We start from the raw sequence: 21,500 nt of genomic DNA on the forward strand, positions 1-21,500 counted from the left end.
TACCCGGTCTTCTGGCGAAAATTATTCTTGCTTCCGGTCCGCGTCAACCCCCAGACTCGGACCGTGACTGAATCGCTAGTGGTCGGTGTCGACGCCGGGGCCACGTCCACGCGGGTCGCCGTCCACGCGCTCGACGGCACCAGGGTCGGCTACGCCCGGGCCGGCGCGGGCAATCCCACTGCTCACGGGCTGGGCAAGGCGGTGACCAACGTGGCCGCCGCGCTCGGTGAGGCGCTGGGGGCGCATGACGGCCGGCGGGTCGTGGCGTCGCTGACCGGGGTGGCGGGGCACGTGGCGGAGATGGTGCCCGAGCTGGCGAAGGTCTGGGCCGGGCACGGCATCGCGGAGGGGCCGCGCTACATGGGCGACACGCCGATCGCCTACGCCGCGGGCTCGCCGGAGCCCGACGGCTCGCTGCTGCTGTCGGGCACGGGGGCGGTGGCGGCCAGGATCGTGGACTTCCGGCTCGACGCCATCGCCGACGGGCTGGGCTGGCTGCTGGGCGACGAGGGGTCGGGCTTCTGGATCGGCCGCCAGGCCGTCAAGGGGGTGGTCGAGGTCTTGGACCGCGGCATGCCGGTCCCGCCCGACGACCGCATCAAGGGTGGCGGCATGTTGGCCGAGCTCGTGGTCGAGCACTTCCTCGGCGACGAGCGGCCCGCCGCGCCGCGTGCCGTCGCCGATCGCATCGTCCGGCTGGCGCAGGCCGACCACATGCGCCTGGCCGCGCTGTCCTCGCTGGTCAGCCAGGCCGCCGAGGCAGGCGACGAGGCGGCGCTCAAGGTCACGCGCGAGGCCGCCGAGCGCCTGGTCGCCACCCTCGGACGCGTACACGTGTCCGGTCCGGTGGTGCTCGCCGGAAGCGTGCTGACCAGCGAGGGTCCGGTGCGCCAGGCGGTGGTGAAGCTGCTGGCGGACAAGAACGTCACGACGGCGGGGGACGCGGCGGGCGCGGCGGCCTGGCTGGCGGCCCGGGACCTGCTCCCGGAGGCGGACGCGAAGGCCCTGCACGCCGCGTTCACCGCCGTCAGCCCTTGACGGCCCCCGCCGTCATCCCGGTGCCCACCCGGCGCTGCAGGAACAGGAAGAGCAGCAGCGCGGGCAGCGCGAACAGGCTGGCGGCGGCCATCGTGGCGCCCCAGTCCGTGCCGAAGACGTCACGGAAGGACGACAGCCACACCGGCAGCGTGCGCTTGTCCTGGTCCTTGATGATCAGCACGTTCACGAACGCGAACTCGTTCCACGCCGTGATGAACCCGAACAGCGACGTCGCCATCAGCCCGGGCGCCAGCAGCGGGAAGACCACCCGCCGGAAGGCGGCCAGGCGGCCGCACCCGTCCACCTGCGCCGCCTCCTCCAGCTCCGGCGGGATCGCGGCCAGGAACCCGCGCAGCGTCACGATCGTGAACGGCAACGTGATCATGAAGTAGACGCCGGTCAGCATCGCCAGCGAGTCCAGCAACTCGGTGTCCCTGGCGATGATGAACACCGGCACCAGCAGCGCCTCCCACGGCGCCATCTGCGCCGCGAACACCGCGATCACGAACGCCCCTCTCCCCCGCCAGCGCATCCTGGCCACCGCGAACGCCGCCAGCAGCGCCGTCACCAGCGCGACCAGCACCGCGACCACGGTGACGACGAGGCTGTTGCGCCAGTAGGTCCAGAACCCCGGCGCGTTCACCGCCGTCACGAAGTGCTCCAGGGTCGGGTGCGCCGGCCAGAACGTCGGCGTGGCCGCCTGGATCTCCCCGGTCGGCTTGAACGCGGTCAGGAACATCCAGTAGACCGGGAAGATCGTCATCACGAGCACGACGACCGCGGCCGCGTTGAGCGTCAGCCTCTTCACTGGCGGACCATCCTTCGCAGGTTGCTGACCAGGGCGACGGCGAGGATGACGACGGTGAGCATGGCGACCGCCGAGCCCAGGTCGTACCGGTGCAGCACCCGGGCGATCTTGAACGCGTACACCGGAAGGGTGGTCGTGGCGCCGTCCGGGCCGCCCTGGCTGAGCACCCAGATCTGCGGGAAGCACTTGGCCACCCAGATCACCTCCAGCGAGGCGACCAGGGCGAACAGCTGCCGCAGCATCGGCAGGGTGACCTTCCAGAAGACCTGCCGGCCGGTGCCGCCGTCGATCCGGGCGGACTCGTACAGCTCCACCGGAATGGTGGTCAGCCCGGCGTAGAGGGTGAGCGCGGCGAACGGCACCGACTGCCACACGACGAGGACCACGAGCACGGCGAACGTGGCCGTGCCGTCGGCGAACCACGGGTAGCCGCGGAAGGAGTCGAACCCGAGCGCGACCAGCAGCCAGTTCACCACGCCGAGCTCCGACTGGAACAGCCACTGGAACACCGTCGTGGCCGCGATGATCGGGGTGGCCCAGGCCAGGGCGAGGGCGCTCATCAGGGCCAGGCGCAGCCCGCGGCGCAGGCGGGCGAGCATCAGCGCCACGCCGGTGGACAGGACCACGATCAGCACCACGTTGATCGCGGTCCATCCCAGCGTGCGCCACAGCACCCGCCAGAACTCCTCGCCGGCCAGCAGCTCGGCGTAGTTGTCCAGACCGGCGAAGGCCGCGCCGCCCCTGATCAGCTCCCCCATGCGGAAGTGCTGGAAGGAGATCACCACGGCCTTGAGCATCGGGTAGAGCAGGAGGAAGGCCCCGCCCGCCACCGTGGGCGCGATGAGCAGGTAGGGCCACGGGCTCCTGGTGCCGCGCATTCAGGACCCGCTGTTCAGGGTCGTGGTGATGGACTCCGAGACCTTCTTCGCCTCCGTCGCGGGGTCGGCGCCGGTGAGCACGGCGGTCATGTACTGCTTGATCACGGAGGTGGCCTCGACGGCGGCCCAGTTGGGGGTGTTCGGGGTGGCGCGGCCGCCCGCGGCGCCCTTCGCCATGGCCGCGGTGCCCTCGTCGCCGTCCAGCACGCCGGCCAGCGAGGTGCGGTTGGGCACGAAGCTCATCGTCTTGGCCAGCTCGGTCTGGAACTGCTCCCCGGACAGGGCCCGGACCAGCTCGTACGCCGCCTCCTGGCGCTTGGACGCGGCCGGGATGATCAGGTCGGAGCCGCCCGTGAAGACGGTGCCGGGCCTGTCGGCCGTCTTGCCCGGGATGGGGAAGAAGCCCATCTTGTCCTTCAGCTTGGGGTCCACCTCCAGGACGCGGGCGGCGATGCCGGGGACGGCGATGATCTGGGCCACCTTGCCCTGGGCGAAGACCTCGTGCTGGGGCGGGTTGGCCTCGTCGGCGTCCTTGGGGCCCTTGCCGAGGGCCTGGAGGCGCTGGTAGAAGTCCATCCCGGCCAGGGCCTGCGGGGTGTCGAGGGCGCCCTTCCACTTGCCGCCCTCCTGGACGGCCAGGTCGCCGCCCTCGTCCCAGATGAAGCCGGCCAGGGCGTACCAGGTCTGCCCGGTCAGATAGATGCCCTGATTTCCGTTTTTATTTAGCTTTGCGGTGATATTTAGCCATTCATCCCGCGTTTTCGGGGGCTCCTTGATGCCGGCCCCGGCGAACAGGTCCTTGTTGTAGACGACCACGCGGTTGGCGGCGTACCAGGGGACCCCGTACTGCTTGCCGTCGACCTTGCCCGGCTGGGCCAGGCCCGGCAGCCAGTCCTCGCCCTTGAGCTCGGCGATCTTGCCGGTCAGGTCCGTGACGCCGCCGCTGGCCGAGTACTGGGCGACCTGGGTGTTGCCCACCTCGATCACGTCGGGGGCGTCGGTGCTGGCCAGGGCCGCGGTGACGCGCTCGCCGATGCCGTCCCACGCCTGGATCTGGATGGCGAGGTCCACGCCCTTGTGCGCCGCCTCGTACTCGGTCTCGAACTTCTTCAGCAGGTCCTGCGTGACGCTGCCGTCCATGATCCAGACGGTGAGCCTGGCGGGCCCCGCGGACGCCTTGGGCTCCTCGGCGGCGCCGCACGCGGCCACCGCGAACACGGCCGCCAGGGCCAGGATGCGGTTCTTCATGGCGATCCTTGTCACGGGTTGGGGACGGTGTCCGTGAAGGAGGTGCCGGCGGCGCGCAGGGAGGCGACGCGGCCGGTGACGTCGGCGGGCGGGACGACCTCGTTCTTGCTGTAGTAGAGCCAGTCCACCTGCTGCCGGTACGTACGCGTCCCCGTGGCGGCCTGAAGATCGATGAACCACTGGTTGAACATGATCCACATGGGCGTCTCGGGATAGTAGATGTCACCGTGGTCGGCGAATAGGCGGCCGTCCACGTAGTACCTGATCCGGCCGCCGGAGACCTGGATCACGAGGTCGTGCCAGCCGGCGAAGCTCGCGCGCTCCTCGGTGTGGGTGTTGACGGCCTGCCACGGGTCGGCCTGGTAGGTCTCCCAGCTGGTGGTGTAGAGGATGTTGGACGGCTCGCCCCAGCCGCCGTTCGGCAGGTACTCGAAGTCGAGCTCGCCGTAGTCGGGGTCCAGGTTGTAGCGCAGCGGGGTGATGGTGAAGAACGTCTGCACCACGTGCTCGCCGTCGGGGCCACCGGTCGGGGCGTCGCTGAAGCGGACGCGGGCGGCGTAGGTGCCCTCGAAGAACTTGCGGTTCGCGGTGGACAGCTCGGTCTGCACGGTGCCGGCGGCGGTGCCGTTCGTGGTGGAGTCGAGCGTCAGCAGGCCGCCCGGGAACGAGACCGCCGAGGGCGACCAGGCGGCGCCGGGCACGCCGGGGCCGCCGGAGCTGGAGCGCACCGTCCAGCCGCGCTGGGCGAGGCGCGGGTCGCTCGACCCCGTGTACGTGAAGTCGTCGAACAGCACGCCTGCCGAGCCCGTCGGGGGGACCGTGGGCGTGGGAGTGGGGGTGGGTTCGGTGCCGTTCGGCCGCCCCCACGCGAGCTGGCCGTTGACGTGGACGGTGACCTTGTCCCAGTTCGTGTAGGCGGTGTTGGACCCGTAGGAGTAGTCGTCGCTCTGCGTGAACGTCTGCCAGTCCGCGCGGTAGAAGCGCAGCTGCAGGTCGCCGGTGTTCGCGCCGGGGGCCAGGTTGCCGGAGCTGAAGCCGACCTCCAGGTACTGGTCGGCGCCCGACTGGCGGACGAACTGCCCGGTCACCGTCGAGCAGCCCACCACGGCCCAGGAGCAGGCGAAGCGGTAGGTCTCCGCGCCGGTCAGGTAGTAGCGGATCTTGACCTGGTTGAGCGGGATCGTGGTGGTGCCGTCGTTGAAGAGCTGGAGCCAGGGCTCGGCCTGGGCGGTGGTGGCTCCGGGAGCGCTGGTGCGGTACTGGAGGCGTACGGACTGCTGGGCGCTGGCCGGAGCAACCAGGGCCACGACGACGAGGACGAGAGGGAGGGCTAAGGAGAGGACAACTTTTCCGATATTTCGGTACATGGGGGGTTCTCCTTGCGAGGTCCGGCCCCGGATTCCGGGCATGCCGAACAGAGCTCGTGACAGCTTGCGGAGGACTCAGGCGCCGCGCCGGATGCGACCGGCGTACAGCGCCTCCAGCTTGAGGTTGTGGGCGTCGCCCTCGGGGACGTTGGCCGACAGGTAGACCGGCGGCACCTCGCCCGCTTCGAGCAGGTTGCGTACGGTCTGGGCCACGACGAGCTGGGCCAGCAGCGCCGAGGTGATGGTGGAGACGGCTCCGACGGAGGCGCCCGCGTCGGGCAGGGGGAGCACGGCGTCGCCATAGGGCGCCCGGTTGTCCAGGACGACGTCGGCCAGGTCGAGAAGCTTGCGGCCCGAGGGGTGGCGGGACGCGACGGCTTCGCCGTGGTCGCGCGAGGTGATCGCGATCAGGTCGTGACCGCGCTGCTTGACGAGCGTGGCCAGCTCGACGACCACGCCGTTGACGCCCGAGTTGGAGATGATGACGAACAGGTCGCCGGGATGGACGGGCGCCAGGTCGAGGATGGCGCGGGCGACGGACGGGTCGCGTTCGAGGTCGTAGCGGTCCAGCTCGGAGCGGGGGGCGTCGCCGTACAGGACGAGGTCCCTGAGCGCGAGCTTGCTGGTGGGGACGAGGCCGCCGGCGCGGCCGGCGATCTCCATCGCGACGGCCTCCGAGTGGCCGGAGCCGAACGCCTGGATGACGCCGCCCGCGCTCACCGCCTTGGTGAAGAGGCCGGCGGCTCGGGCGATCTCCGGATCTTCCGGGATCGTCCGGACGAGGTCGGCGATGTGCTGAGCAAACTTTGCTGGATCTACTGTCATAAATCCCCTTCCGGGAGTCGATGTCCGGCCACCGCCCGGACAGTCACGTCGAATGCCTGCCTGGTGCGCTCGTACGTACGTTGGGCCACCGACACGTACACGACGTCGAGCACCAGGAGCTGCGAGTGGATCGCGGCGAACCCCTCCGACCTGAAGCTCGTCGCGCGGCTGGCCGTGGTCAGCACCAGCTCGGCCACCTCGGCCAGCGGGGAGCGCGGCTGCGAGGTGACGGCCACGGTGATCGCGCCATGGCTGCTCGCCTCCGCGAGCACCTCGATGACCTCGCGCGTCCGGCCGCTGTGCGAGATCCCGATCGCCACGTCGCCCTGTCCGAGCAGCGCGGCGTCCGTCAGCGCGCTGTGGGCGTCGGACCTGCTCCAGGTCGGTACGCGCATGCGCTGCAGCCGGTACTCCATCTCGCTGGCCACCGCCGCGCTGCTCGACACGCCGAACAGCAGCACCCGTCCGGCCCTGGCCACCGCCTGGGCGGCCTTGTCCACCACGGCCAGGTCGAGCTGGTCGGCGGTCTCCTGGATCAGGCGGATGTCGTTGCCGGACACGACGCCGAGCACCTTGTCGAGGCTGTCGTCGGGGAGGATCTCCTGGCCGATGTCGGTGTGCCAGGTCTGCTGGGCCTTGCGGCCGGTCTCGGTGGCGACGGCCACGCGCAGCTCGGCGTACCCGGTGAAGCCGAGAGCGCGGCAGAAACGCGTGATGGTCGCCGTGGACGTCCCGCTCCGCTCGGCCAGGTCGACGATGGTCAGCCGGGCGGCCTCGGCGGGCGCGGCCAGGATCACCTCGGCCACCTTGCGCAGCGCCTCGGGCATGTCGCGCTGCTCGGCCTCGATGCGGTTGAGTAGTTCCACGTGATGAAAATTATGACCGAGATCTGGTGCCGTCAAGGCGTTTGGGCAATAATTTTTGACATGCTGGTACTCGGGATCGACGCGGGCGGCACCTCGTCGCGGGCCGCGCTGTTCACGGTGGACGGGGCGCCGGTGGGGCGGGGGCACGCGCCCGGCGCCAACCCGGTGACGCTCGGCATGGACCGGGCCTGCGCGCACCTGACCGCCGCCGTCCAGGAGGCGGCATCATCCTCGTTACCGCACGTCAGCGCGGTGGTGATGGGGCTGGCGGGGAATCCCGGGGCGTGCCGGGAGCTGGCCGGGCGCGTCCTGCGCCCGCTCCTCCCCCAGGGCCTGCCGGTACGGGTCGTCGGCGACACCGTGACCGCGTTCGCGGCCGGCACCTCCTCGCCATCGGGCACCGTGCTGATCTCGGGGACGGGGGCGATCGCGGCAAAAATTACCGATCACGAGCAGACGGCGACCGCCGACGGGTACGGGTGGCTGCTCGGGGACGAGGGCTCGGGCTTCTGGCTCGGCCACGCCGCCGCCCGCGCCACCGTCCGCGCCCTCACCGCCCTCACCGCCCTCACCGCCCTCACCGCCCGAAGCGACGGGAGCGCCGGGAGCGGGCGGCTGGTGGAGCTCGTCGTCCGGCAGTTGCTGCCCGAAGGCGTGGACGAGGATCCGGTCGCGCAGCTCGCGGCGGCGGTGCACGCCCGGCCGCCGCTGGCGCTCGCCGAGCTGGCGCCCCTCGTCAGCCAGGCCGCCGAGGCGGGCGATCCGGTCGCGCGGGCCCTCGTCGCCGAGGCCGCGGCCCGGCTGGCGGGCACCGCGGCCCAGGTGCACGAGCCGGGCCTGCCCATCGTGCTCGCAGGCGGCGTGCTCACCTCGGAGGGCCCGGTCCAGCGAGCGATCCACGACCTCCTGGCGGACGCCGTCACGGCGGGGGACCCGGCGGGAGCGGCGGCCTGGCTGGCGGCCCGGGACCTGCTCCCGGAGGCCGAGGCACGGGCCCGGCACGCCGCCTTCACCGTCTGATCCCGGCTACTCGTCCAGGATCTTCGTGTCGCCGTAGACGGGGTTCTTCGGCAGCCGTTCCTTGGTCACCATCAGGCGCACGACGCCGGCCTGCTCCGACTGGACCTCCCAGACCATCCAGTCGTCGCCGACCCTGGCCGACTGCTGCTTCGGGTCCACCGCGTAGCCGTCGTTGTCCGGCGCGGGGGCGATGATCTGGAAGACCGCCTCGAGGCCGCGCCGGCGAACCTCGGCCATGACCTCGCCCACGGTCTTCCCGTCGGCGCGGTAGCCCGCCAGCATCTCGCCCTTCTTCATGGCCGAGCGCCAGTTCTGGTACCTCTCCCCCGGCCGCGCCGCCCGCCCCAGCCGGATCGAGGCCCAGCCGGTCCAGCCGCGGGCCACCTCGACGGTCATCGCGCAGCCCGCACTGCCGAACGGGCAGCCCTCGGGCGACGTGCCGTTGGTGATGGACTCGCCGTTGTCCGCCAGCCGGCCGCTCAACCGCATGCCCGTGATCTGGCCCACCTGGGTGGGAGAGACCGGCACGACCTCCAGGTTCACGTTCAGGCCCACGGCCTTGAAGCCCTCGGTGTACTTGGCGTAGTCGGCGAACGGGTCCTTGACGGTGGCCACGTACATGTCGCCGCGCAGCTCGATGTCGATGGCGGAGTTGGCGTAGGAGGTGGCGGGGCCGCGCGGGCCGAGGACGGCGGGGGCGATCACGGCGGCCGCGGCGAGCCCGGTGACGGCCACGGCGCCCACGACCAGGCGAGTACGCCACCGAGGGGTCCGGCGGCGGGCGGGCTCGGCGGCGGGCTCCTCGGAGGTGATCGAGGCGAGGAGCGCCCGCGCCCCCGCGCCGGACGCCTGGCCCGCCAGATCCTCGTCGCGGACCCTGGCGAGGTGCTGCAACTCGTTCATGCGGACTCCATGATCAGGTGGTTGACGGTCACGCCCGCCGCGGCCAGCGCCTTGGAGAAGCGCTTGCGCGCCCGGTGGAGGCGGATGCGGACGGCGTTGCGCGAGCAGCCGAGCACGGTGGCGATCTGGGCCCGGTCCAGGCCCTCCCAGGCCACCAGCGAGATCAGCTCCCTGTCGTCCTCGGACAGTTGCTCGAACGCCCGCGCGATCGCGCCCAGCTCGACGCTGGTCTCGGGCGAGTGCGCGTACAGGTCGGCGAGGTCGGCGTCGAGCTCCGTGCTGTGGTTGCGGTGCCTGGCCTGGCCGCGGCGGTGGTTGGCCAGCACGTTCCTGGCCACCCCGTACAGCCACAATCTGGACGCGCGGCCCGGCGGCAGCGCGTCCATGCGGCGCCAGGCGATCGCGAACGTCTCGGCGACCACGTCCGCCGCGTCCTCCGGCGAGTCGCAGCGGCGCATGGCGTAGCCGAGTATGTGCTCGTACGTCTGCTGGTAAACGGCCTCGAACCGGGTCCTCCGGTCGTCATCCACGGGCGGTCCCCATGGTCGGCCTCCTCGGTCATCGGGATCGGATCACCCCGTACATGTCGGAGGCCTCATCAGCATTTCAGCCGATTTTTCACCGTACGAGCAGAGCGGCGCTCCCGTAGCTGCCCCCGAACCCCGTCACAAGGGCCACCTCACGGCCCTCACGCAGCTCCCTGACGGCCTGGGCCACGTTGTTCAGGCCGTGCACGTAGCCCTCCGAGAGCAGCCCGCCGTGCGGGTTCACCCAGGCGTGCCGGCGCTCCAGCAGGTACGGCCCCAGATCCCCACGCTCGACCAGCCCGAAGTCCTCCAGCTGCCGGGGCACGAGCCACGAGTAGGCGTCGTACGGCAGCGCCACGTCCACGTCCGACGGCCGCAGGCCGGACGCCTCCCAGAGCATGGGGGCCACGTACGCCGAGAAGATCGCGGTGACGTCCGGGGCGCGGTCCATCGCCGAGCAGCCGGGACCGCCCCCGCGGACGACCGCCCGCACGCGCGGCCCGTCGAGCACGCCGCTGACCACGAGGGCGCAGGCCCCGTCGGTCTCCTGGCAGCAGTCGACCGTGCGGAGGGGGGTGCTCACGTACGGCCGGGCGAGGTAGTCGGCGAGCTCCAGGGGTTCGCGGCGCAGGGCCCGGGGGTTGGCCTTGGCGTTCTCCCTGGACTGGGCGACGACCGCGTGCAGGTGCTCCTCCGTGAGGCCCGTGTCGTGCAGGTAGCGGGTCGCGGCCAGGGCGAACAGCGGGATCGGGCCCGCCAGCCCGTACGTGAAACGCTCCTGGGGGCCGGTGGAGACGGTGTTCATGCGCTTGCCGGAGCGGCCGTTGAGCGCCCGATAGACCACGATATTTCGCGCCAACCCGGCGTGTATGAGCATCGCCGCGTCGCCCAGGATCGACGCCGCCTGCGTGCCTCCCCCGGCGATGTCGTTGTGCCACCCGAGCCGCTCGATGCCCAGGGCCCGCGCGACCTGGACGACGGGGGCGGAGTCGTTCAGGTGGTAGCTGAGCACCGCGTCCACGTCGCGCGGCCCGATACCCGCGTCCGCGCACGCCGCCCGGCACGCCTCGACCGCCAGCTCCAGCTCGCTCCGCCCGGACTCCCTGGTCAGAGCCGTCATCCCGACCCCGGCCACCGCCGCCAACCCCCCGAACGGCTGCATCCGCCGCCTCCCGCGTCCATGGCCCGCTCCGTAGACGCACGCTAGCCCGCACCGACAGCCGAGACAAGCGCTTGCTCGGCAACTCCCGTTCAATCCGGAAATGTCGCCACCAGTGGATAACTGAATATCTTCACGGGAGGCAGGTCCTCTTGTAATACGGAGGAGTGATCAACCGATAAGCCCATCATCACGCTGAGGTGAGGGATGGATCTACGCTACGTCCGGTACGCGATGGCGATCGCCCGCGCGGGCAGTCTCCGCCGCGCCGCCACCGCGCTGCACATCGCACAGCCCACGCTGTCGGAGCAGCTCAGAGCCCTGGAGAAGGAGATCGGCGTCGAGCTGTTCAGCCGGTCGTCCAGCGGCGTGCAGCTGACCGAGGCGGGCGAGGCCTTCCTGGCCCAGGCCACCGTGGCGGTCGACGCCTTCGACCGCGCCGTGGCCGCCGCCAGGAACAGGGTCACGACCGCGCGCCTGGGCGTGGCCGACGGGCTGGCGGACGTGGTGGCCCGGCTGCTGTCCCAGCTCCAGACCTCCAACCTGCGCGTGGCCCCCATGGGGACGGCCGAGCAGATCGTCTCCATCGCGGACGGCACCCTGCAGGCCGGGCTCGGCTACGCGCCGGGCTCGCTGCCCAGGGGCGTGGCCCGCATGCTGGTCCACCGTTTCCCGGTGCGCGCGCTGATCCACCGCGATCACCCCCTGGCGTCGAACGAGGCGCTGTCGCTGGCGGACCTGGCGGGCGAGCCGCTGGTGATGCCGGAGTCCGACGCGGTCGCCGGGGCCCGCCGCTTCCTGGAGGGGTTCGTACGGCACCGCCTCCACCCCCGCCTCGGCCCGGCCGCGGCCACGCACGACCTGGTCATCAACATGGTGGGGGAAGGCGCGGGCTACGCGCTGTGCGTCCACGAGGGCACCACCATCCCCGACACGCTCGCATTTGTCCCTATAAAAGAGGACGTGCCGCCGCTGGAAGTGGTCTTCCTCTGGAACCGCCAGACGGACGTCCACGAGCTCCTCAGCGCCGCCCGGCACCTCGCCCGCTCTGGATAGCGCTATTATCTAGCGATGCGCATCTCCGAACTCAGTGCCAAGTCCGGTGTGGCCATCCCGACGATCAAGTACTACCTCCGCGAGTGCCTGCTGCACCCCGGCGAGCAGACAGCCGCGACCAGAGCCGAGTACGACGAGTCCCACCTGCGCAGACTCCGCCTGATCCGAGCCCTGCTCGAAGTGGGCCGGCTCCCCGTCGCCTCGATCAAGAAGATCATCGAGGCCGTCGAGGACGAGTCGCTCCCCTTGCACCTGCTGCTCGGCACCGCCCACTACGCTCTGAGCGCCACGGTCGAGCCCGAGCCCGGCGAGGAGTGGCAGACCGCCCGCGACGAGGTGGACCGTCTCGTCGCCGGCCAGGGCTGGGACGTCACGCCTACCGCCCCCGCCCGGGACGAGCTGGCCCAGACGATCGTCCGGATGCGCCAGCTCGGCCTGCCCGTCGACCTGAAGCCGTACGTCGAGATCGCGCAGAAGCTCGTCTCCGAGGTCGAGATGAACACCATCCCCTTCGACGGCCCGCGCGACGCCGCCGTGGAGGCCCTGGTGCTCGGCACCGTCCTGTACGGCAAGGCGTTCGAGGCGCTGCGCCGCATGGCCCAGGAGTCGGAGTCGGCCCGCCGCCTGTCCCCTTAGACGAGGCCGTTCTCGCGCAGCAGAGCGAGGTTGTTCACGGTGACGGCGCCGCGCCAGTCGAGCGCCCCGGCCGGGGAGATGCGCGCGTAGTCCACGTCCCATCCGCCGTCGTCCTTCTGCTGCCCCGCCAGCCGTACGAGGTCCGCCGCGATCACGTCGGGCTCGAAGAGGTCGCGGGCCGCCCCGCCCGGGTGGGGCGCGAAGTCCAGCGGCCGCAGCGTCTCGAACTCGGTGCCGCCCTCGACCGGCACCCGCCCGTCCGCGGGGATGTGCGCGGCGAGCCGCTTGAGCAGGTCGGCCGCCCTGGGCTGGGTGTCGTACACGGCGTCGAGGAAGCGCACCGCGAACGCCAGCACGTACGCGTGCGGCGCCTTGTCGAGCTCCTGGATCGCGTCGAGGCAGTAGCTCGTGGCCCGCTCCAGCCACGGATGCGCGGCCACGGCCGGGTCGTGGGCCGCGACGCGGTGGGCGGCGGCCGCCGAGATCGAGGTGATCTGCAGGGACGAGGTGTCCGCGTCGCCGCCCGCCCACCAGGGTGCGGTGGCCTCGCCGACGGTGAGCGGCAGCGAGAACGGCACCCCGCCGTCCGGCAGCGTGACCGAGTCCAGCCAGTCGCACAGCGCCGCGGCCCGCGGCGAGGTCACGGGGGCGACGTCCGCGAACACCTCGAAGGCGTGCAGCGCCGCCCCAGGCTGGCTCTCGGGTGAGCGCAGGTCCGGCTCCAGGCCCCAGCCGTAGCCGCCGTCGGGGTTGCGGTAGGCCTCCAGCGCGCCCAGCGCGGAGGCGGCGTCGCCGTCGCCCATGAGCAGGTCGTAGCGGCGGCGGTCCAGAACTCGTGCGTGCCCGGCGAGGAAGCCGGGGATCGCGGAAAGGTTCACGTTCATGGACTCATCGTGCCCACGTCGGCGACATGCGGTCTTGTAAGTTCCGGACCGATCCGCCGGCGGTGAGAATGGGACGCATGGACGGCGAGCGGGCCCGCGCGAGGTTCCGGGGCGAGCGGGTGGCGCGGCTGGCCACGGCGAGCGGCGACGGGACACCCCACCTGGTGCCCGTCACCTTCGCCGTGGTCGCGGACCGGGTGGTGACCGCGATCGATCACAAGCCGAAGACCACCACCGACCTCAGACGGGTGCGCAACATCCGGGAGAACCCGCGGGTCAGCCTGCTGGCCGACCACTACGAGGACGACTGGGCCCGGCTGTGGTGGGCCCGCGCCGACGGCCTGGCCGTGGTCGTCGAGGAGGGGCCGGAGCGCGAGCCGGCGCTCGACGCGCTGGCGGCCAAGTACGGCCAGTATCGCGAGCACCGGCCCGGCGGCCCCGTGATCCTCGTGGACGTGACCCGCTGGAGCGGCTGGTCGTTCACTCCGTGATGGTGACGGGCCGCTTCAGCAGCCACAGCGCGGCCCGCTGGAGCATCGCGCGGTGCACCTCGTTGTCGTACGACCTGGTGTCGTGGCCCAGCGCGTCGTAGAACAGCCGGCCGCGCCGCACCGGCCGCGCCCAGACCAGCGGCTGGCCGTTGGAGGACGCCAGCGGCTCGACGTCCGGCAGGATGTCGAGGTCGCTGTAGACCTCGTCCACCACGTCGAAGTCCCGCAGTCCCTCGACCACCGGGTGATCGCCGTGCACCCGCACGCCCGTCCACCCCAGCGGCGGGTGGTGGGACTTGGGCCAGGTCCAGCAGCCGCCCAGGACGCGCGGCCAGCCCTGCCAGTCGTCGAAGCAGATCGACGCCGAGTGCATGCACAGCAGCCCGCCGCCCCGGTCGAGGTGATCGAGGAGCGTGGTGCGGGCCTGCGCCGGTAAGGCGAAGCGCCACTCGTCACGCAGGTCGGTGAAGCGGTCGTGGTCCATCTGCCAGCGCAGCGCGTTGACGGTGATGAGCTGGACCTCCGACGGCTCGCTCAGCGCGCCCGCGATGTCCTCGGTGATCTCCGACTCGACCCCCACCTCGGCCAGCACTCCCGCGAGCGCTGCCGACGTGGCGGCGAAGTCGTGGAACGGGCCTCCTGACAGGATCAGATTTCTCGCCACCCGCCAAGCTCATCATGCTTACCGCGGCTTTTCCACCCATGGACCGTCGGCTGCCCCCACTTCGGCACCCTCGCCGGTGACCGGGCATGATGCCAACCGTGGACTTCGAGGAGCACCGCCCCATGCTGCTCGGGCTGGCCTACCGCCTGCTCGGCAGCATGTGGGACGCCGAGGACGTCGTACAGGAGGCCTGGCTGCGCTGGCAGGGCACCGACCGGAGCGAGATCAAGGAGCCGCGCGCCTTCCTGGTGACCGTGGTCTCGCGGCTGGCGCTCGACCAGCTGCGCTCGGCGCGGGTCAAGCGCGAGGCGTACACGGGGCCGTGGCTGCCCGAGCCGGTGATGACGGCGCAGGCGGGGCCGCTGGACACGGCCGAGCTGCGGGACACCGTCTCGTACGCGACCCTGCACATGATGGAGCGGCTGTCGCCGCCGGAGCGGGCGGTGTTCGTGCTGCGGGAGGCGTTCGAGCTTCCGTACGACGAGATCGCGGAGATCGTCGGCATCTCCGTGGCCAACGCCAGGCAGCTGCACCGCCGGGCCTCCGTCCGGCTCGCCGAGGGGCGCGACCGCTTCCACCCGTCGGCCGAGGACCACACCGAGCTGCTGACGAAGTTCATGGACGCGGCGGCGGGCGGCGACCTCGCGGCGCTCACCGAGCTGCTGCACGAGGACGTCGTGTCCTACAACGACGGCGGCGGCAAGGTCAGGGCCGCGCTGCGGCCGATCCTCGGGCGCCACAAGGTGATGGCCTTCCTCAACGGCCTGCTCAGCCGCTACGACTTCGCCGACTCCCGGCTGATCGAGCTCAACGGCCAGCCGGCCCTCTGGACCCGGGTCGCGGACCACCGCCAGGTCGTGCTGATCGACGTCCACGACGGCGTCATCACGCGCATCTACGGCCTGCTCAACCCCGACAAGCTCACCCGCGTCACCCCCGACGCAGAGGTCGCAACCCTCCCGCACGATCTATAGTCGCCCCTATGGATCTCGGCATCTCGGGCAAGGTCGCCCTCGTCACCGGAGGCAGCGCGGGCATCGGGCTCGCCGCCGCCAAGAGCCTGGCACGGGAGGGCTGCGACGTCTGCGTCGCCGCCCGCAACCCGGAGCGGCTCGCGGAGGCGGTCGTGCAGTTGCAGGAGTTCGGCAAGGTCGTGCACGCCGTGCTGGCCGACGTGGAGGACCCGGCCGCGGCCCGGCGGGTGGTCGAGGAGACGCGTGACGTGCTCGGCCCGATCGACATCCTGGTGGCCAGCTCCGGCGGGCCGCCGGCCGGCCGCTTCGACGAGACGAGCCTGGCCGACTGGGACGTCGCCGTCCAGCGCAACCTGCTCGGCACCGTACGCCTGATGTACGCGGTCCTGCCCGAGATGCGCTCGCGCGGCTGGGGCCGCATCGTCACGATCACCAGCAGGTCGGCCCGCGAGGCGCTGGACGGCCTGGCGCTGTCCAACGCCACCCGCTCGGCCGTGGCCGGCGTCGTGCGCACGCTGGCCCGCGAGGTGGCCCGCGACGGCGTGCTGGTCAACAACGTGATGCCGGGCCCGATCGACACCGACCGGCTGCGGACGCTGGCGGGCGACGAGGAGGGGCTGGCCCGGCGGGGCGAGGCGGTGCCGATCGGGCGCGTCGGCAACCCGGAGGAGGTCGGTGACGTGGTGGCGTTCCTGGCCAGCGAGCGGGCCTCGTTCGTGAACGGGATCTCGATGCTGGTGGACGGCGGCGAGAGCCGCGTCATCGCGTAACGGGCGTCACTTCCGCACCAGCGTGCGCGCGATCGCGGCGGCCCAGGGCTCGTCCGCCTCCGGGAGCTCGATGTAGTACCTCAGGTTCGCCCGGTGGAAGCAGGCGCCCATCAGCATCGACGCGGCGGCGTCGGCGTCGATCCCCTCGTCGAGCCGGCCGCCGCGCTGCTCGGCCCGGAGGATCTCGGCCAGCGCCCGGATCGGCAGGTGCGGGCCCATGTCGCTGGCGGCCAGCATGCCCCTGAACCCCGCCATGAGCGACGGGTCGGCCAGCAGGCCGGAGGCGATGGCCGCGGCCTTGGTGTAGAACTCCAGCGCCATCAGCGCGAACTCGGCCAGGTTGCCCGCCAGGTCGCCCTGTCCGGTGCTCTCCCGCAGCCGCTCCAGCGCGGGGCCGAGCGCGGGCAGCCGCTCCAGCAGGACCGCGAGGAACAACGCCTCCTTGCCGGCGAAGTGCTTGTAGAGCAGCGCCTCGGAGCAGCCTGCCTGCTGGGCGATACGCTTGGTGGTGGCACCCGCGATGCCGAACTCCCGAATCGCCTGCTCGGCGGCGTCGATGATGCGATCGCGTGTACGCATCCGACCATGATATGAGCGAGTGCCTGCCGACTCCCCCGCACATGACATGCTTCCAGTAGGGACGAGTGGGGAGAAGACATGGACAAGCCGGTCATCGTTACCGTTGATGACGATCCGGGCGTCTCACGGGCGGTGGCCCGCGACCTGAGACGCCGCTACGGCCAGGAATACCGGATTGTCCGCGCCGAGGCGGCCCGGGACGGCATCGAGGCCGTCCGGGAGATGCGGCTGCGGGGTGACGAGGTGGCGGCCATCCTGGCCGACTACCGCATGCCGCAGATGAACGGCGTGGAGTTCCTCGAGGCCGCCATGGACTTGTATCCGTACGCGCGCAGGGTGTTGCTGACCGCCTACGCCGACACCGACGCCGCGATCCAGGCGATCAACGTGGTGGATCTGGACCATTACCTGCTCAAGCCGTGGGACCCGCCGGAGGAGAAGTTCTACCCGGTGATCGACGGCCAGCTCGACGCCTGGATGCGCACGGACCGGATCGAGCGGTCCGAGCTGCGGGTGGTGGGCGACCGGTGGTCGGCTCAGTCGTACAAGGTGCGTGACTTCCTGGCCCGCAACCACGTGCCGTACCGCTGGATGCTGTCGGAGGACCCGGAGGGCGAGCAGCTGGTGAAGGCGGCCGGCGACGGCTGCCACCTGCCGCTCGTGGTGACCGCGGAGGGCACCACCCTGGAGTCGCCCGACCAGGCCACGCTGGCGGCGGCGGTGGGCCTGTCGACCACGCCGGCCACCGACTTCTACGACCTGATCGTGGTCGGCGGCGGGCCGGCCGGGCTCGGCGCGGCCGTCTACGGCGCCTCGGAGGGGCTGCGGACCGTGCTGGTCGAGGCCTACTCCTCGGGCGGCCAGGCGGGGCAGAGCTCCAGGATCGAGAACTACCTGGGCTTCCCCGACGGCGTCTCCGGGCAGCAGCTCGCGGACCGGGCGCGCAGGCAGGCGCTGAAGTTCGGGGCGGAGCTGCTGACCGCGCGCAAGGTCGTCTCGCTGGAGCCGCGCGGGCAGGCGCGGGTGGTCGGGTTCAAGGACGGCGGGGAGATCGCCGCGCACGCGGTGATCCTGGCGACCGGCGTCACCTACCGCCGGCTGGACGCGCCGGGGCTCGACGAGTTCACCGGGCGGGGCGTCTTCTACGGCGCCGCTCTGACCGAGGCGCCGTCCTGCCAGGACACCGATGTCTACATCGTGGGCGCGGCCAACTCGGCCGGGCAGGCGGCCGTCTACCTGTCGGGATTCGCGAGCAAGGTCAATTTGTTGGTGAGGGGTGACGGTTTGGAGAAGTCCATGTCGCACTACCTCATCGAGCAGATCGCCGCGATCCCCAACATCGAGGTGCACCTCCAGACGGAGGTCGTCGGCGGTGAAGGCGACGACCATCTGGAGCGGCTGACGCTCTCGACCAAGGGCGAGCAGCGCACGGTCGACGCGCAGTGGCTGTTCGTGTTCATCGGGGCCGAGCCGTACACGTCGTGGCTGGGCGAGACGGTCGAACGCGACGAGAAGGGGTTCGTGCTGACCGGGCCCGACCTGGTGCAGGGCGGGAAGCGGCCGCGTAACTGGCCGCTGCGGCGCGAGCCGTACTTCCTGGAGACGAACGTGCCAGGGGTGCTGGCCGCGGGTGACGTACGCGCCGACTCGATCAAGAGAGTGGCCTCCGCCGTCGGCGAGGGCGCGATGGCCGTCGCGCTCGTGCATCGCTACTTGGAGAAGCAATGACCAACATCGACATCGATGAACTGCGCAAACTCTTCCTCTTCGAGCGGCTGAACGACGAGCAGCTCACCAAGCTGGCCAACAGCGGCCAGGTGCGCACGTTCGGCCAGGACGAGGTGATCCTCCAGCAGGGCGACCCGGCCGAGTGCTTCGCGGTGCTGCTCGAGGGCGAGATCCAGATGATCAGCGAGACGGTCAGCGCCGGGACCGTGGCGATGCCCCGTGCGTCGCAGCCCGGCGTCTACGGCGGCGCCACCAGCGCCTACCTCGGCGACCGGGCGCCGCAGACGTACCAGCACACGCTGCGGACCACCGCGCCGACGCGGATGTTCATGCTGCCGGCCAAGAAGTTCGCCTACATCGTGGCCGAGTGGTTCCCGATGGCGATGCACCTGCTCGACGGCATGCTGTCGGGCGGGCGGATGCAGAGGGAGGTCATCGACCGGCGGCAGCGGCTGACCGCGCTCGGCACGATCACGGCCGGGCTCACGCACGAGCTGAACAACCCGGCCGCCGCGGCGGTGCGCGCCGCGAGTGAGCTGCGCTCGCTGATCAAGACCTCGCGGCTCCAGCTCGCCCAGCTCGCCGAGGAGGGCATCCCGCCGGAGAAGCTGCGCACGCTGATCGAGTGGCAGGAGTCCTGCACGGCCAACCTGGGCAAGCTGCCCCAGCGCAGCCCGCTGGAGACGTCCGACGCCGAGGACGAGCTGGGCGACGCGCTGGACGCGCTGGGCATCGAGGACGCGTGGGACCTGGCTCCCGCGCTGGTCACCGCCGGGTTCACGCCCGAGGCGCTGGAGAAGATCCGCGGCAAGGTGGGCGAGGACCGCGCTCCCGCCGCGGTGCAGTGGCTGGCCAAGGCGATCGAGATCTCCCAGATGCTCAACGAGGTGACCGAGGCCACCGAGCGCATCACGTCGCTGATCGGCTCGGCCAAGCAGTACTCGCAGATGGACCGGGCGCCGTTCCAGCAGGTCGACGTGCACGACCTGCTCGACAGCACGGTCGCGATCTTCCGCGGCAAGATCCCCCCGGGCATCACGGTGGTCACCGACTACGACCACACGCTGCCACCCATCCCCTGCTACGCGGGCGAGCTCAACCAGGTCTGGACGAACCTCATCCACAACGCGCTCGACGCGATGAGCGACGAAGGCACGCTCACGATCCGCACGGCGCACGACGAGGACGAGGCCATCGTCGAGATCGGCGACACCGGCCCCGGCGTGCCCGAGGCGATCAAGGACCGGATCTTCGAGCCGTTCTTCACGACGAAGAGCGTGGGTCAGGGCACCGGTCTCGGCCTGGACATCTCGTACCGGATCGTGGCCGGGCGGCACGGCGGGGAGATCAAGGTGCGCTCGGTTCCGGGCGAGACCTGGTTCGAGGTACGGCTGCCGCTCCGGGAGCCGGTTGTCGCCGTCTCTTGACCTGACTCTTGTCAGGACGCTTCCTTACCGCGTGTAATGGTTGACCGAAATGCGGGAAGGAGGCGTGCCCGTGAGCGCGTCCGAGACGGTGACAGGTTCGCGGTCCCTGAACGGCCTCCTCCGGGTGCTGGGCGGGATCGAGCGGCTGGGCAACAGGCTGCCCCATCCGTTCTGGCTGTTCGTCATCCTGGCCGCGTTACTGGCGCTGGTCAGCTGGGGTCTGGCGGCGGCAGGGGTGTCGGCGGTCAACCCGGCGACGGGCAAGACCGTCGCGGCCAAGAACCTGCTGTCCGCCGACGGCGTGCGGATGATGGTCGGCGACGCGGTCACGAACTACACCTCGTTCCCGCCGCTCGGCACGATCCTGGTCGTCATGCTCGGCGTCGCGGTCGCCGAGCGCTCGGGGCTGCTGGCCGCCGTGCTGCGCTCCGGGGTGTCGAGGGTGTCGCCGAAGTGGGTGACGTTCGCGCTGGCGTTCACCGGCATGGTGGCGCACGTGGCCTCCGACGCCGCGTACGTCGTGCTCATCCCGCTCGGCGCGCTGGCCTTCCGGGCGGTGGGGCGCAGCCCGATCCTGGGCATCGTGGTGGCGTTCGTGTCGATCTCGGCGGGCTACGACGCCAGCCCGCTGATCACGCCGACCGACGCCATCCTGTCGGGGCTCACCACGGCCGCCGCGCACACCGTCGATCCCGCCTACACGGTCACGCCGCTGGCCAACTACTTCTTCTCACTGGCCTCCTCCCTGGTGCTGGCCGCCACGATCACCCTGGTCACCGAGCGCGTGCTGGCGCGCCGGGTCGAGTCGATGCCCATCGACCCGGAGCCCTCCCCCGCTTCCTCCTCCCCCGCTTCCTTCGAGGACGATCTGGGCGCGCTGGCGCTCAGCGCCTCGGAGCGGAAGGGGCTGCGGGCCGCGTTGATCGCGCTCGTGGTGTACGTGGCCGCCGTGGTGGCGGCCGTGCTGCCCGCCGGGTCGCCGCTGCGCGGCAAGGACGGCGGCATCGTGCAGTCGCCGCTGCTCACCTCCATCGCGATCTTCCTCGCGCTGGCGTTCCTGGCCGTCGGGTGGGCGTACGGAAAGGCCGCCGGAACGATCACCGGCAGCCGGGACATCCCCGGTTTCATGGCCCACGGGTTCCGCGAGATGGCGCCGATCCTGGTGCTGTTCTTCGCGATCTCGCAGTTCCTGGCGTACTTCAAGTGGACCGGCATCGGCGAGATCATCGCGATCGACGGGGCCGGCCTGCTGAAGTCGGCCGGGGTGAGCGGGCCCGTGGTGTTCCTGGGCATCCTGGTCGTGGTCACCCTGATCAACCTGGTGGTGACCAGCGGGTCCGCGCAGTGGGCGCTCGTCGGCCCCGTCTTCGTGCCGATGCTGATGCTCCTGAACATCCCGCCCGAATACACCCAGGCCCTCTACCGCATCGCCGACTCGTGCACCAACGCGATCACGCCGATGAGCCCGTACTTCGTGATGGCGCTCGGCTTCCTCCAGCGCTACCGGCGCTCGGCCGGGATCGGCACGCTGGCCTCGATGACCATCCCGCTCTCGTTCACCCTGCTCGTCGTCTGGACGCTGCTGTTCTTCGCATTCTGGTGGCTCGGCATCCCGCTCGGCCCCGGAGCGCCGATTCCTTAGAAAGGACCTC

The 21,500-nt window shown here is 71.2% G+C and carries 22 protein-coding genes; 10 read left to right on the top strand and 12 right to left on the bottom strand.

The annotated features are described in order from the left end of the window. The first annotated feature begins 63 nt into the window (after positions 1 to 63). On the top strand, positions 64 to 1,038 hold the full coding sequence (locus ACWDX9_RS10225; RefSeq protein ID WP_449951359.1) for an N-acetylglucosamine kinase: 975 nt from the start codon (positions 64 to 66) through the stop codon (positions 1,036 to 1,038). On the opposite strand, the gene ACWDX9_RS10230 is transcribed toward ACWDX9_RS10225, so the two are convergent. From ACWDX9_RS10230 to ACWDX9_RS10255, 6 genes are all read right to left on the bottom strand, one after another. After that, a complete protein-coding gene (locus tag ACWDX9_RS10230) occupies positions 1,028 to 1,846 on the bottom strand; it encodes a carbohydrate ABC transporter permease (RefSeq protein WP_350724538.1) in 819 nt (272 codons plus the stop codon). The genes ACWDX9_RS10225 and ACWDX9_RS10230 overlap by 11 nt on opposite strands. Next, complete coding sequence (locus ACWDX9_RS10235) at positions 1,843 to 2,724, bottom strand: carbohydrate ABC transporter permease (RefSeq protein ID WP_449951362.1); 882 nt, start codon at positions 2,722 to 2,724, stop codon at positions 1,843 to 1,845. Before ACWDX9_RS10235 ends, ACWDX9_RS10230 begins: the two co-directional genes overlap by 4 nt. After that, positions 2,725 to 3,972 carry an extracellular solute-binding protein gene (locus ACWDX9_RS10240; RefSeq protein ID WP_449951366.1) on the bottom strand — a complete coding sequence of 416 codons (1,248 nt, stop codon included), beginning with the start codon at positions 3,970 to 3,972 and terminating at the stop codon, positions 2,725 to 2,727. A gap of 11 nt (positions 3,973 to 3,983) precedes the next feature. After that, the gene (locus ACWDX9_RS10245; protein WP_449951369.1) at positions 3,984 to 5,339 is read right to left on the bottom strand and encodes a cellulose binding domain-containing protein; all 1,356 of its coding nucleotides are present in this window, start codon (positions 5,337 to 5,339) and stop codon (positions 3,984 to 3,986) included. 75 nt (positions 5,340 to 5,414) lie between these two features. After that, positions 5,415 to 6,164, bottom strand: coding sequence for a sugar isomerase domain-containing protein (locus ACWDX9_RS10250; RefSeq protein ID WP_449951371.1), 750 nt, complete (start codon positions 6,162 to 6,164; stop codon positions 5,415 to 5,417). Further along, positions 6,161 to 7,030 (bottom strand): MurR/RpiR family transcriptional regulator, encoded by an 870-nt coding sequence (locus ACWDX9_RS10255; protein WP_355201494.1) that lies wholly within the window; start codon positions 7,028 to 7,030, stop codon positions 6,161 to 6,163. The genes ACWDX9_RS10250 and ACWDX9_RS10255 overlap by 4 nt, the downstream gene beginning before the upstream one ends. A 60-nt stretch (positions 7,031 to 7,090) precedes the next feature. Between ACWDX9_RS10255 and ACWDX9_RS10260 the strand changes: the two genes are divergently transcribed. After that, the gene (locus ACWDX9_RS10260) at positions 7,091 to 8,050 is read left to right on the top strand and encodes an N-acetylglucosamine kinase (protein ID WP_449951374.1); all 960 of its coding nucleotides are present in this window, start codon (positions 7,091 to 7,093) and stop codon (positions 8,048 to 8,050) included. Positions 8,051 to 8,056: 6 nt separating this feature from the next. Here the strand turns inward: ACWDX9_RS10260 and ACWDX9_RS10265 are convergent, their stop codons facing one another. From ACWDX9_RS10265 to ACWDX9_RS10275, 3 genes are all read right to left on the bottom strand, one after another. After that, entirely contained in the window at positions 8,057 to 8,953 is an 897-nt protein-coding gene (locus ACWDX9_RS10265) for a hypothetical protein (RefSeq protein ID WP_449951376.1), read from the bottom strand. Continuing rightward, the gene (locus tag ACWDX9_RS10270; RefSeq protein WP_449951378.1) at positions 8,950 to 9,483 is read right to left on the bottom strand and encodes an RNA polymerase sigma factor; all 534 of its coding nucleotides are present in this window, start codon (positions 9,481 to 9,483) and stop codon (positions 8,950 to 8,952) included. The genes ACWDX9_RS10265 and ACWDX9_RS10270 overlap by 4 nt, the downstream gene beginning before the upstream one ends. Positions 9,484 to 9,571: 88 nt before the next feature. Further along, entirely contained in the window at positions 9,572 to 10,642 is a 1,071-nt protein-coding gene (locus ACWDX9_RS10275; RefSeq protein ID WP_449951381.1) for a thiolase C-terminal domain-containing protein, read from the bottom strand. 204 nt (positions 10,643 to 10,846) lie between these two features. On the opposite strand from ACWDX9_RS10275, the gene ACWDX9_RS10280 reads away from it, so the two are divergent. Together ACWDX9_RS10280 and ACWDX9_RS10285 are read left to right on the top strand one after the other, a co-directional pair. Next, positions 10,847 to 11,695 carry a LysR family transcriptional regulator gene (locus tag ACWDX9_RS10280; RefSeq protein ID WP_449951384.1) on the top strand — a complete coding sequence of 283 codons (849 nt, stop codon included), beginning with the start codon at positions 10,847 to 10,849 and terminating at the stop codon, positions 11,693 to 11,695. A 15-nt stretch (positions 11,696 to 11,710) separates the two neighbouring features. After that, complete coding sequence (locus ACWDX9_RS10285; protein ID WP_449951386.1) at positions 11,711 to 12,331, top strand: MerR family transcriptional regulator; 621 nt, start codon at positions 11,711 to 11,713, stop codon at positions 12,329 to 12,331. Here ACWDX9_RS10285 and ACWDX9_RS10290 read toward each other — a convergent pair. Continuing rightward, entirely contained in the window at positions 12,328 to 13,215 is an 888-nt protein-coding gene (locus ACWDX9_RS10290) for a hypothetical protein (RefSeq protein ID WP_449951388.1), read from the bottom strand. The genes ACWDX9_RS10285 and ACWDX9_RS10290 overlap by 4 nt on opposite strands. 77 nt (positions 13,216 to 13,292) lie before the next feature. On the opposite strand from ACWDX9_RS10290, the gene ACWDX9_RS10295 reads away from it, so the two are divergent. Continuing rightward, positions 13,293 to 13,706 (top strand): TIGR03668 family PPOX class F420-dependent oxidoreductase, encoded by a 414-nt coding sequence (locus ACWDX9_RS10295; RefSeq protein WP_363967820.1) that lies wholly within the window; start codon positions 13,293 to 13,295, stop codon positions 13,704 to 13,706. Here the strand turns inward: ACWDX9_RS10295 and ACWDX9_RS10300 are convergent. After that, positions 13,696 to 14,370 (bottom strand): ThuA domain-containing protein, encoded by a 675-nt coding sequence (locus ACWDX9_RS10300; protein ID WP_449951391.1) that lies wholly within the window; start codon positions 14,368 to 14,370, stop codon positions 13,696 to 13,698. The two genes, ACWDX9_RS10295 and ACWDX9_RS10300, sit on opposite strands and share 11 nt — an antisense overlap. 89 nt (positions 14,371 to 14,459) lie before the next feature. Between ACWDX9_RS10300 and ACWDX9_RS10305 the strand changes: the two genes are divergently transcribed. Continuing rightward, positions 14,460 to 15,344, top strand: coding sequence for an RNA polymerase sigma-70 factor (locus tag ACWDX9_RS10305; protein WP_449951504.1), 885 nt, complete (start codon positions 14,460 to 14,462; stop codon positions 15,342 to 15,344). 8 nt (positions 15,345 to 15,352) lie between these two features. After that, a complete protein-coding gene (locus tag ACWDX9_RS10310) occupies positions 15,353 to 16,114 on the top strand; it encodes an SDR family oxidoreductase (RefSeq protein WP_449951394.1) in 762 nt (253 codons plus the stop codon). A 6-nt stretch (positions 16,115 to 16,120) separates the two neighbouring features. On the opposite strand, the gene ACWDX9_RS10315 is transcribed toward ACWDX9_RS10310, so the two are convergent. Continuing rightward, entirely contained in the window at positions 16,121 to 16,693 is a 573-nt protein-coding gene (locus ACWDX9_RS10315; protein WP_449951396.1) for a TetR/AcrR family transcriptional regulator, read from the bottom strand. A 78-nt stretch (positions 16,694 to 16,771) separates the two neighbouring features. Here ACWDX9_RS10315 and ACWDX9_RS10320 point away from each other — a divergent pair, with 78 nt between their 5' ends. The 3 genes from ACWDX9_RS10320 (at position 16,772) to ACWDX9_RS10330 (ending at position 21,490) form a co-directional block, all read left to right on the top strand. Next, on the top strand, positions 16,772 to 18,421 hold the full coding sequence (locus ACWDX9_RS10320) for an FAD-dependent oxidoreductase (RefSeq protein WP_449951399.1): 1,650 nt from the start codon (positions 16,772 to 16,774) through the stop codon (positions 18,419 to 18,421). After that, a complete protein-coding gene (locus ACWDX9_RS10325; RefSeq protein ID WP_449951402.1) occupies positions 18,418 to 19,848 on the top strand; it encodes an ATP-binding protein in 1,431 nt (476 codons plus the stop codon). Before ACWDX9_RS10320 ends, ACWDX9_RS10325 begins: the two co-directional genes overlap by 4 nt. A 70-nt stretch (positions 19,849 to 19,918) precedes the next feature. Continuing rightward, the gene (locus tag ACWDX9_RS10330; protein ID WP_449951405.1) at positions 19,919 to 21,490 is read left to right on the top strand and encodes an AbgT family transporter; all 1,572 of its coding nucleotides are present in this window, start codon (positions 19,919 to 19,921) and stop codon (positions 21,488 to 21,490) included. The last annotated feature ends 10 nt before the right edge of the window (positions 21,491 to 21,500 follow it).

The sequence above is a fragment of the Nonomuraea sp. NPDC003201 genome (genome assembly GCF_053590415.1).

What these genes read in the sequence shown, in the direction of transcription:
- ACWDX9_RS10235 (WP_449951362.1), bottom strand. Translation starts at nt 2,724, where the DNA reads ATGCGCGGCACCAGGAGCCCGTGGCCCTACCTGCTCATCGCGCCCACG.
- ACWDX9_RS10240 (WP_449951366.1), bottom strand. Translation starts at nt 3,972, where the DNA reads ATGAAGAACCGCATCCTGGCCCTGGCGGCCGTGTTCGCGGTGGCCGCG.
- ACWDX9_RS10245 (WP_449951369.1), bottom strand. Translation starts at nt 5,339, where the DNA reads ATGTACCGAAATATCGGAAAAGTTGTCCTCTCCTTAGCCCTCCCTCTC.
- ACWDX9_RS10250 (WP_449951371.1), bottom strand. Translation starts at nt 6,164, where the DNA reads ATGACAGTAGATCCAGCAAAGTTTGCTCAGCACATCGCCGACCTCGTC.
- ACWDX9_RS10260 (WP_449951374.1), top strand. Translation starts at nt 7,091, where the DNA reads ATGCTGGTACTCGGGATCGACGCGGGCGGCACCTCGTCGCGGGCCGCG.
- ACWDX9_RS10265 (WP_449951376.1), bottom strand. Translation starts at nt 8,953, where the DNA reads ATGAACGAGTTGCAGCACCTCGCCAGGGTCCGCGACGAGGATCTGGCG.
- ACWDX9_RS10275 (WP_449951381.1), bottom strand. Translation starts at nt 10,642, where the DNA reads ATGCAGCCGTTCGGGGGGTTGGCGGCGGTGGCCGGGGTCGGGATGACG.
- ACWDX9_RS10280 (WP_449951384.1), top strand. Translation starts at nt 10,847, where the DNA reads ATGGATCTACGCTACGTCCGGTACGCGATGGCGATCGCCCGCGCGGGC.
- ACWDX9_RS10285 (WP_449951386.1), top strand. Translation starts at nt 11,711, where the DNA reads ATGCGCATCTCCGAACTCAGTGCCAAGTCCGGTGTGGCCATCCCGACG.
- ACWDX9_RS10290 (WP_449951388.1), bottom strand. Translation starts at nt 13,215, where the DNA reads ATGAACGTGAACCTTTCCGCGATCCCCGGCTTCCTCGCCGGGCACGCA.
- ACWDX9_RS10295 (WP_363967820.1), top strand. Translation starts at nt 13,293, where the DNA reads ATGGACGGCGAGCGGGCCCGCGCGAGGTTCCGGGGCGAGCGGGTGGCG.
- ACWDX9_RS10305 (WP_449951504.1), top strand. Translation starts at nt 14,460, where the DNA reads ATGCCAACCGTGGACTTCGAGGAGCACCGCCCCATGCTGCTCGGGCTG.
- ACWDX9_RS10310 (WP_449951394.1), top strand. Translation starts at nt 15,353, where the DNA reads ATGGATCTCGGCATCTCGGGCAAGGTCGCCCTCGTCACCGGAGGCAGC.
- ACWDX9_RS10315 (WP_449951396.1), bottom strand. Translation starts at nt 16,693, where the DNA reads ATGCGTACACGCGATCGCATCATCGACGCCGCCGAGCAGGCGATTCGG.
- ACWDX9_RS10320 (WP_449951399.1), top strand. Translation starts at nt 16,772, where the DNA reads ATGGACAAGCCGGTCATCGTTACCGTTGATGACGATCCGGGCGTCTCA.
- ACWDX9_RS10325 (WP_449951402.1), top strand. Translation starts at nt 18,418, where the DNA reads ATGACCAACATCGACATCGATGAACTGCGCAAACTCTTCCTCTTCGAG.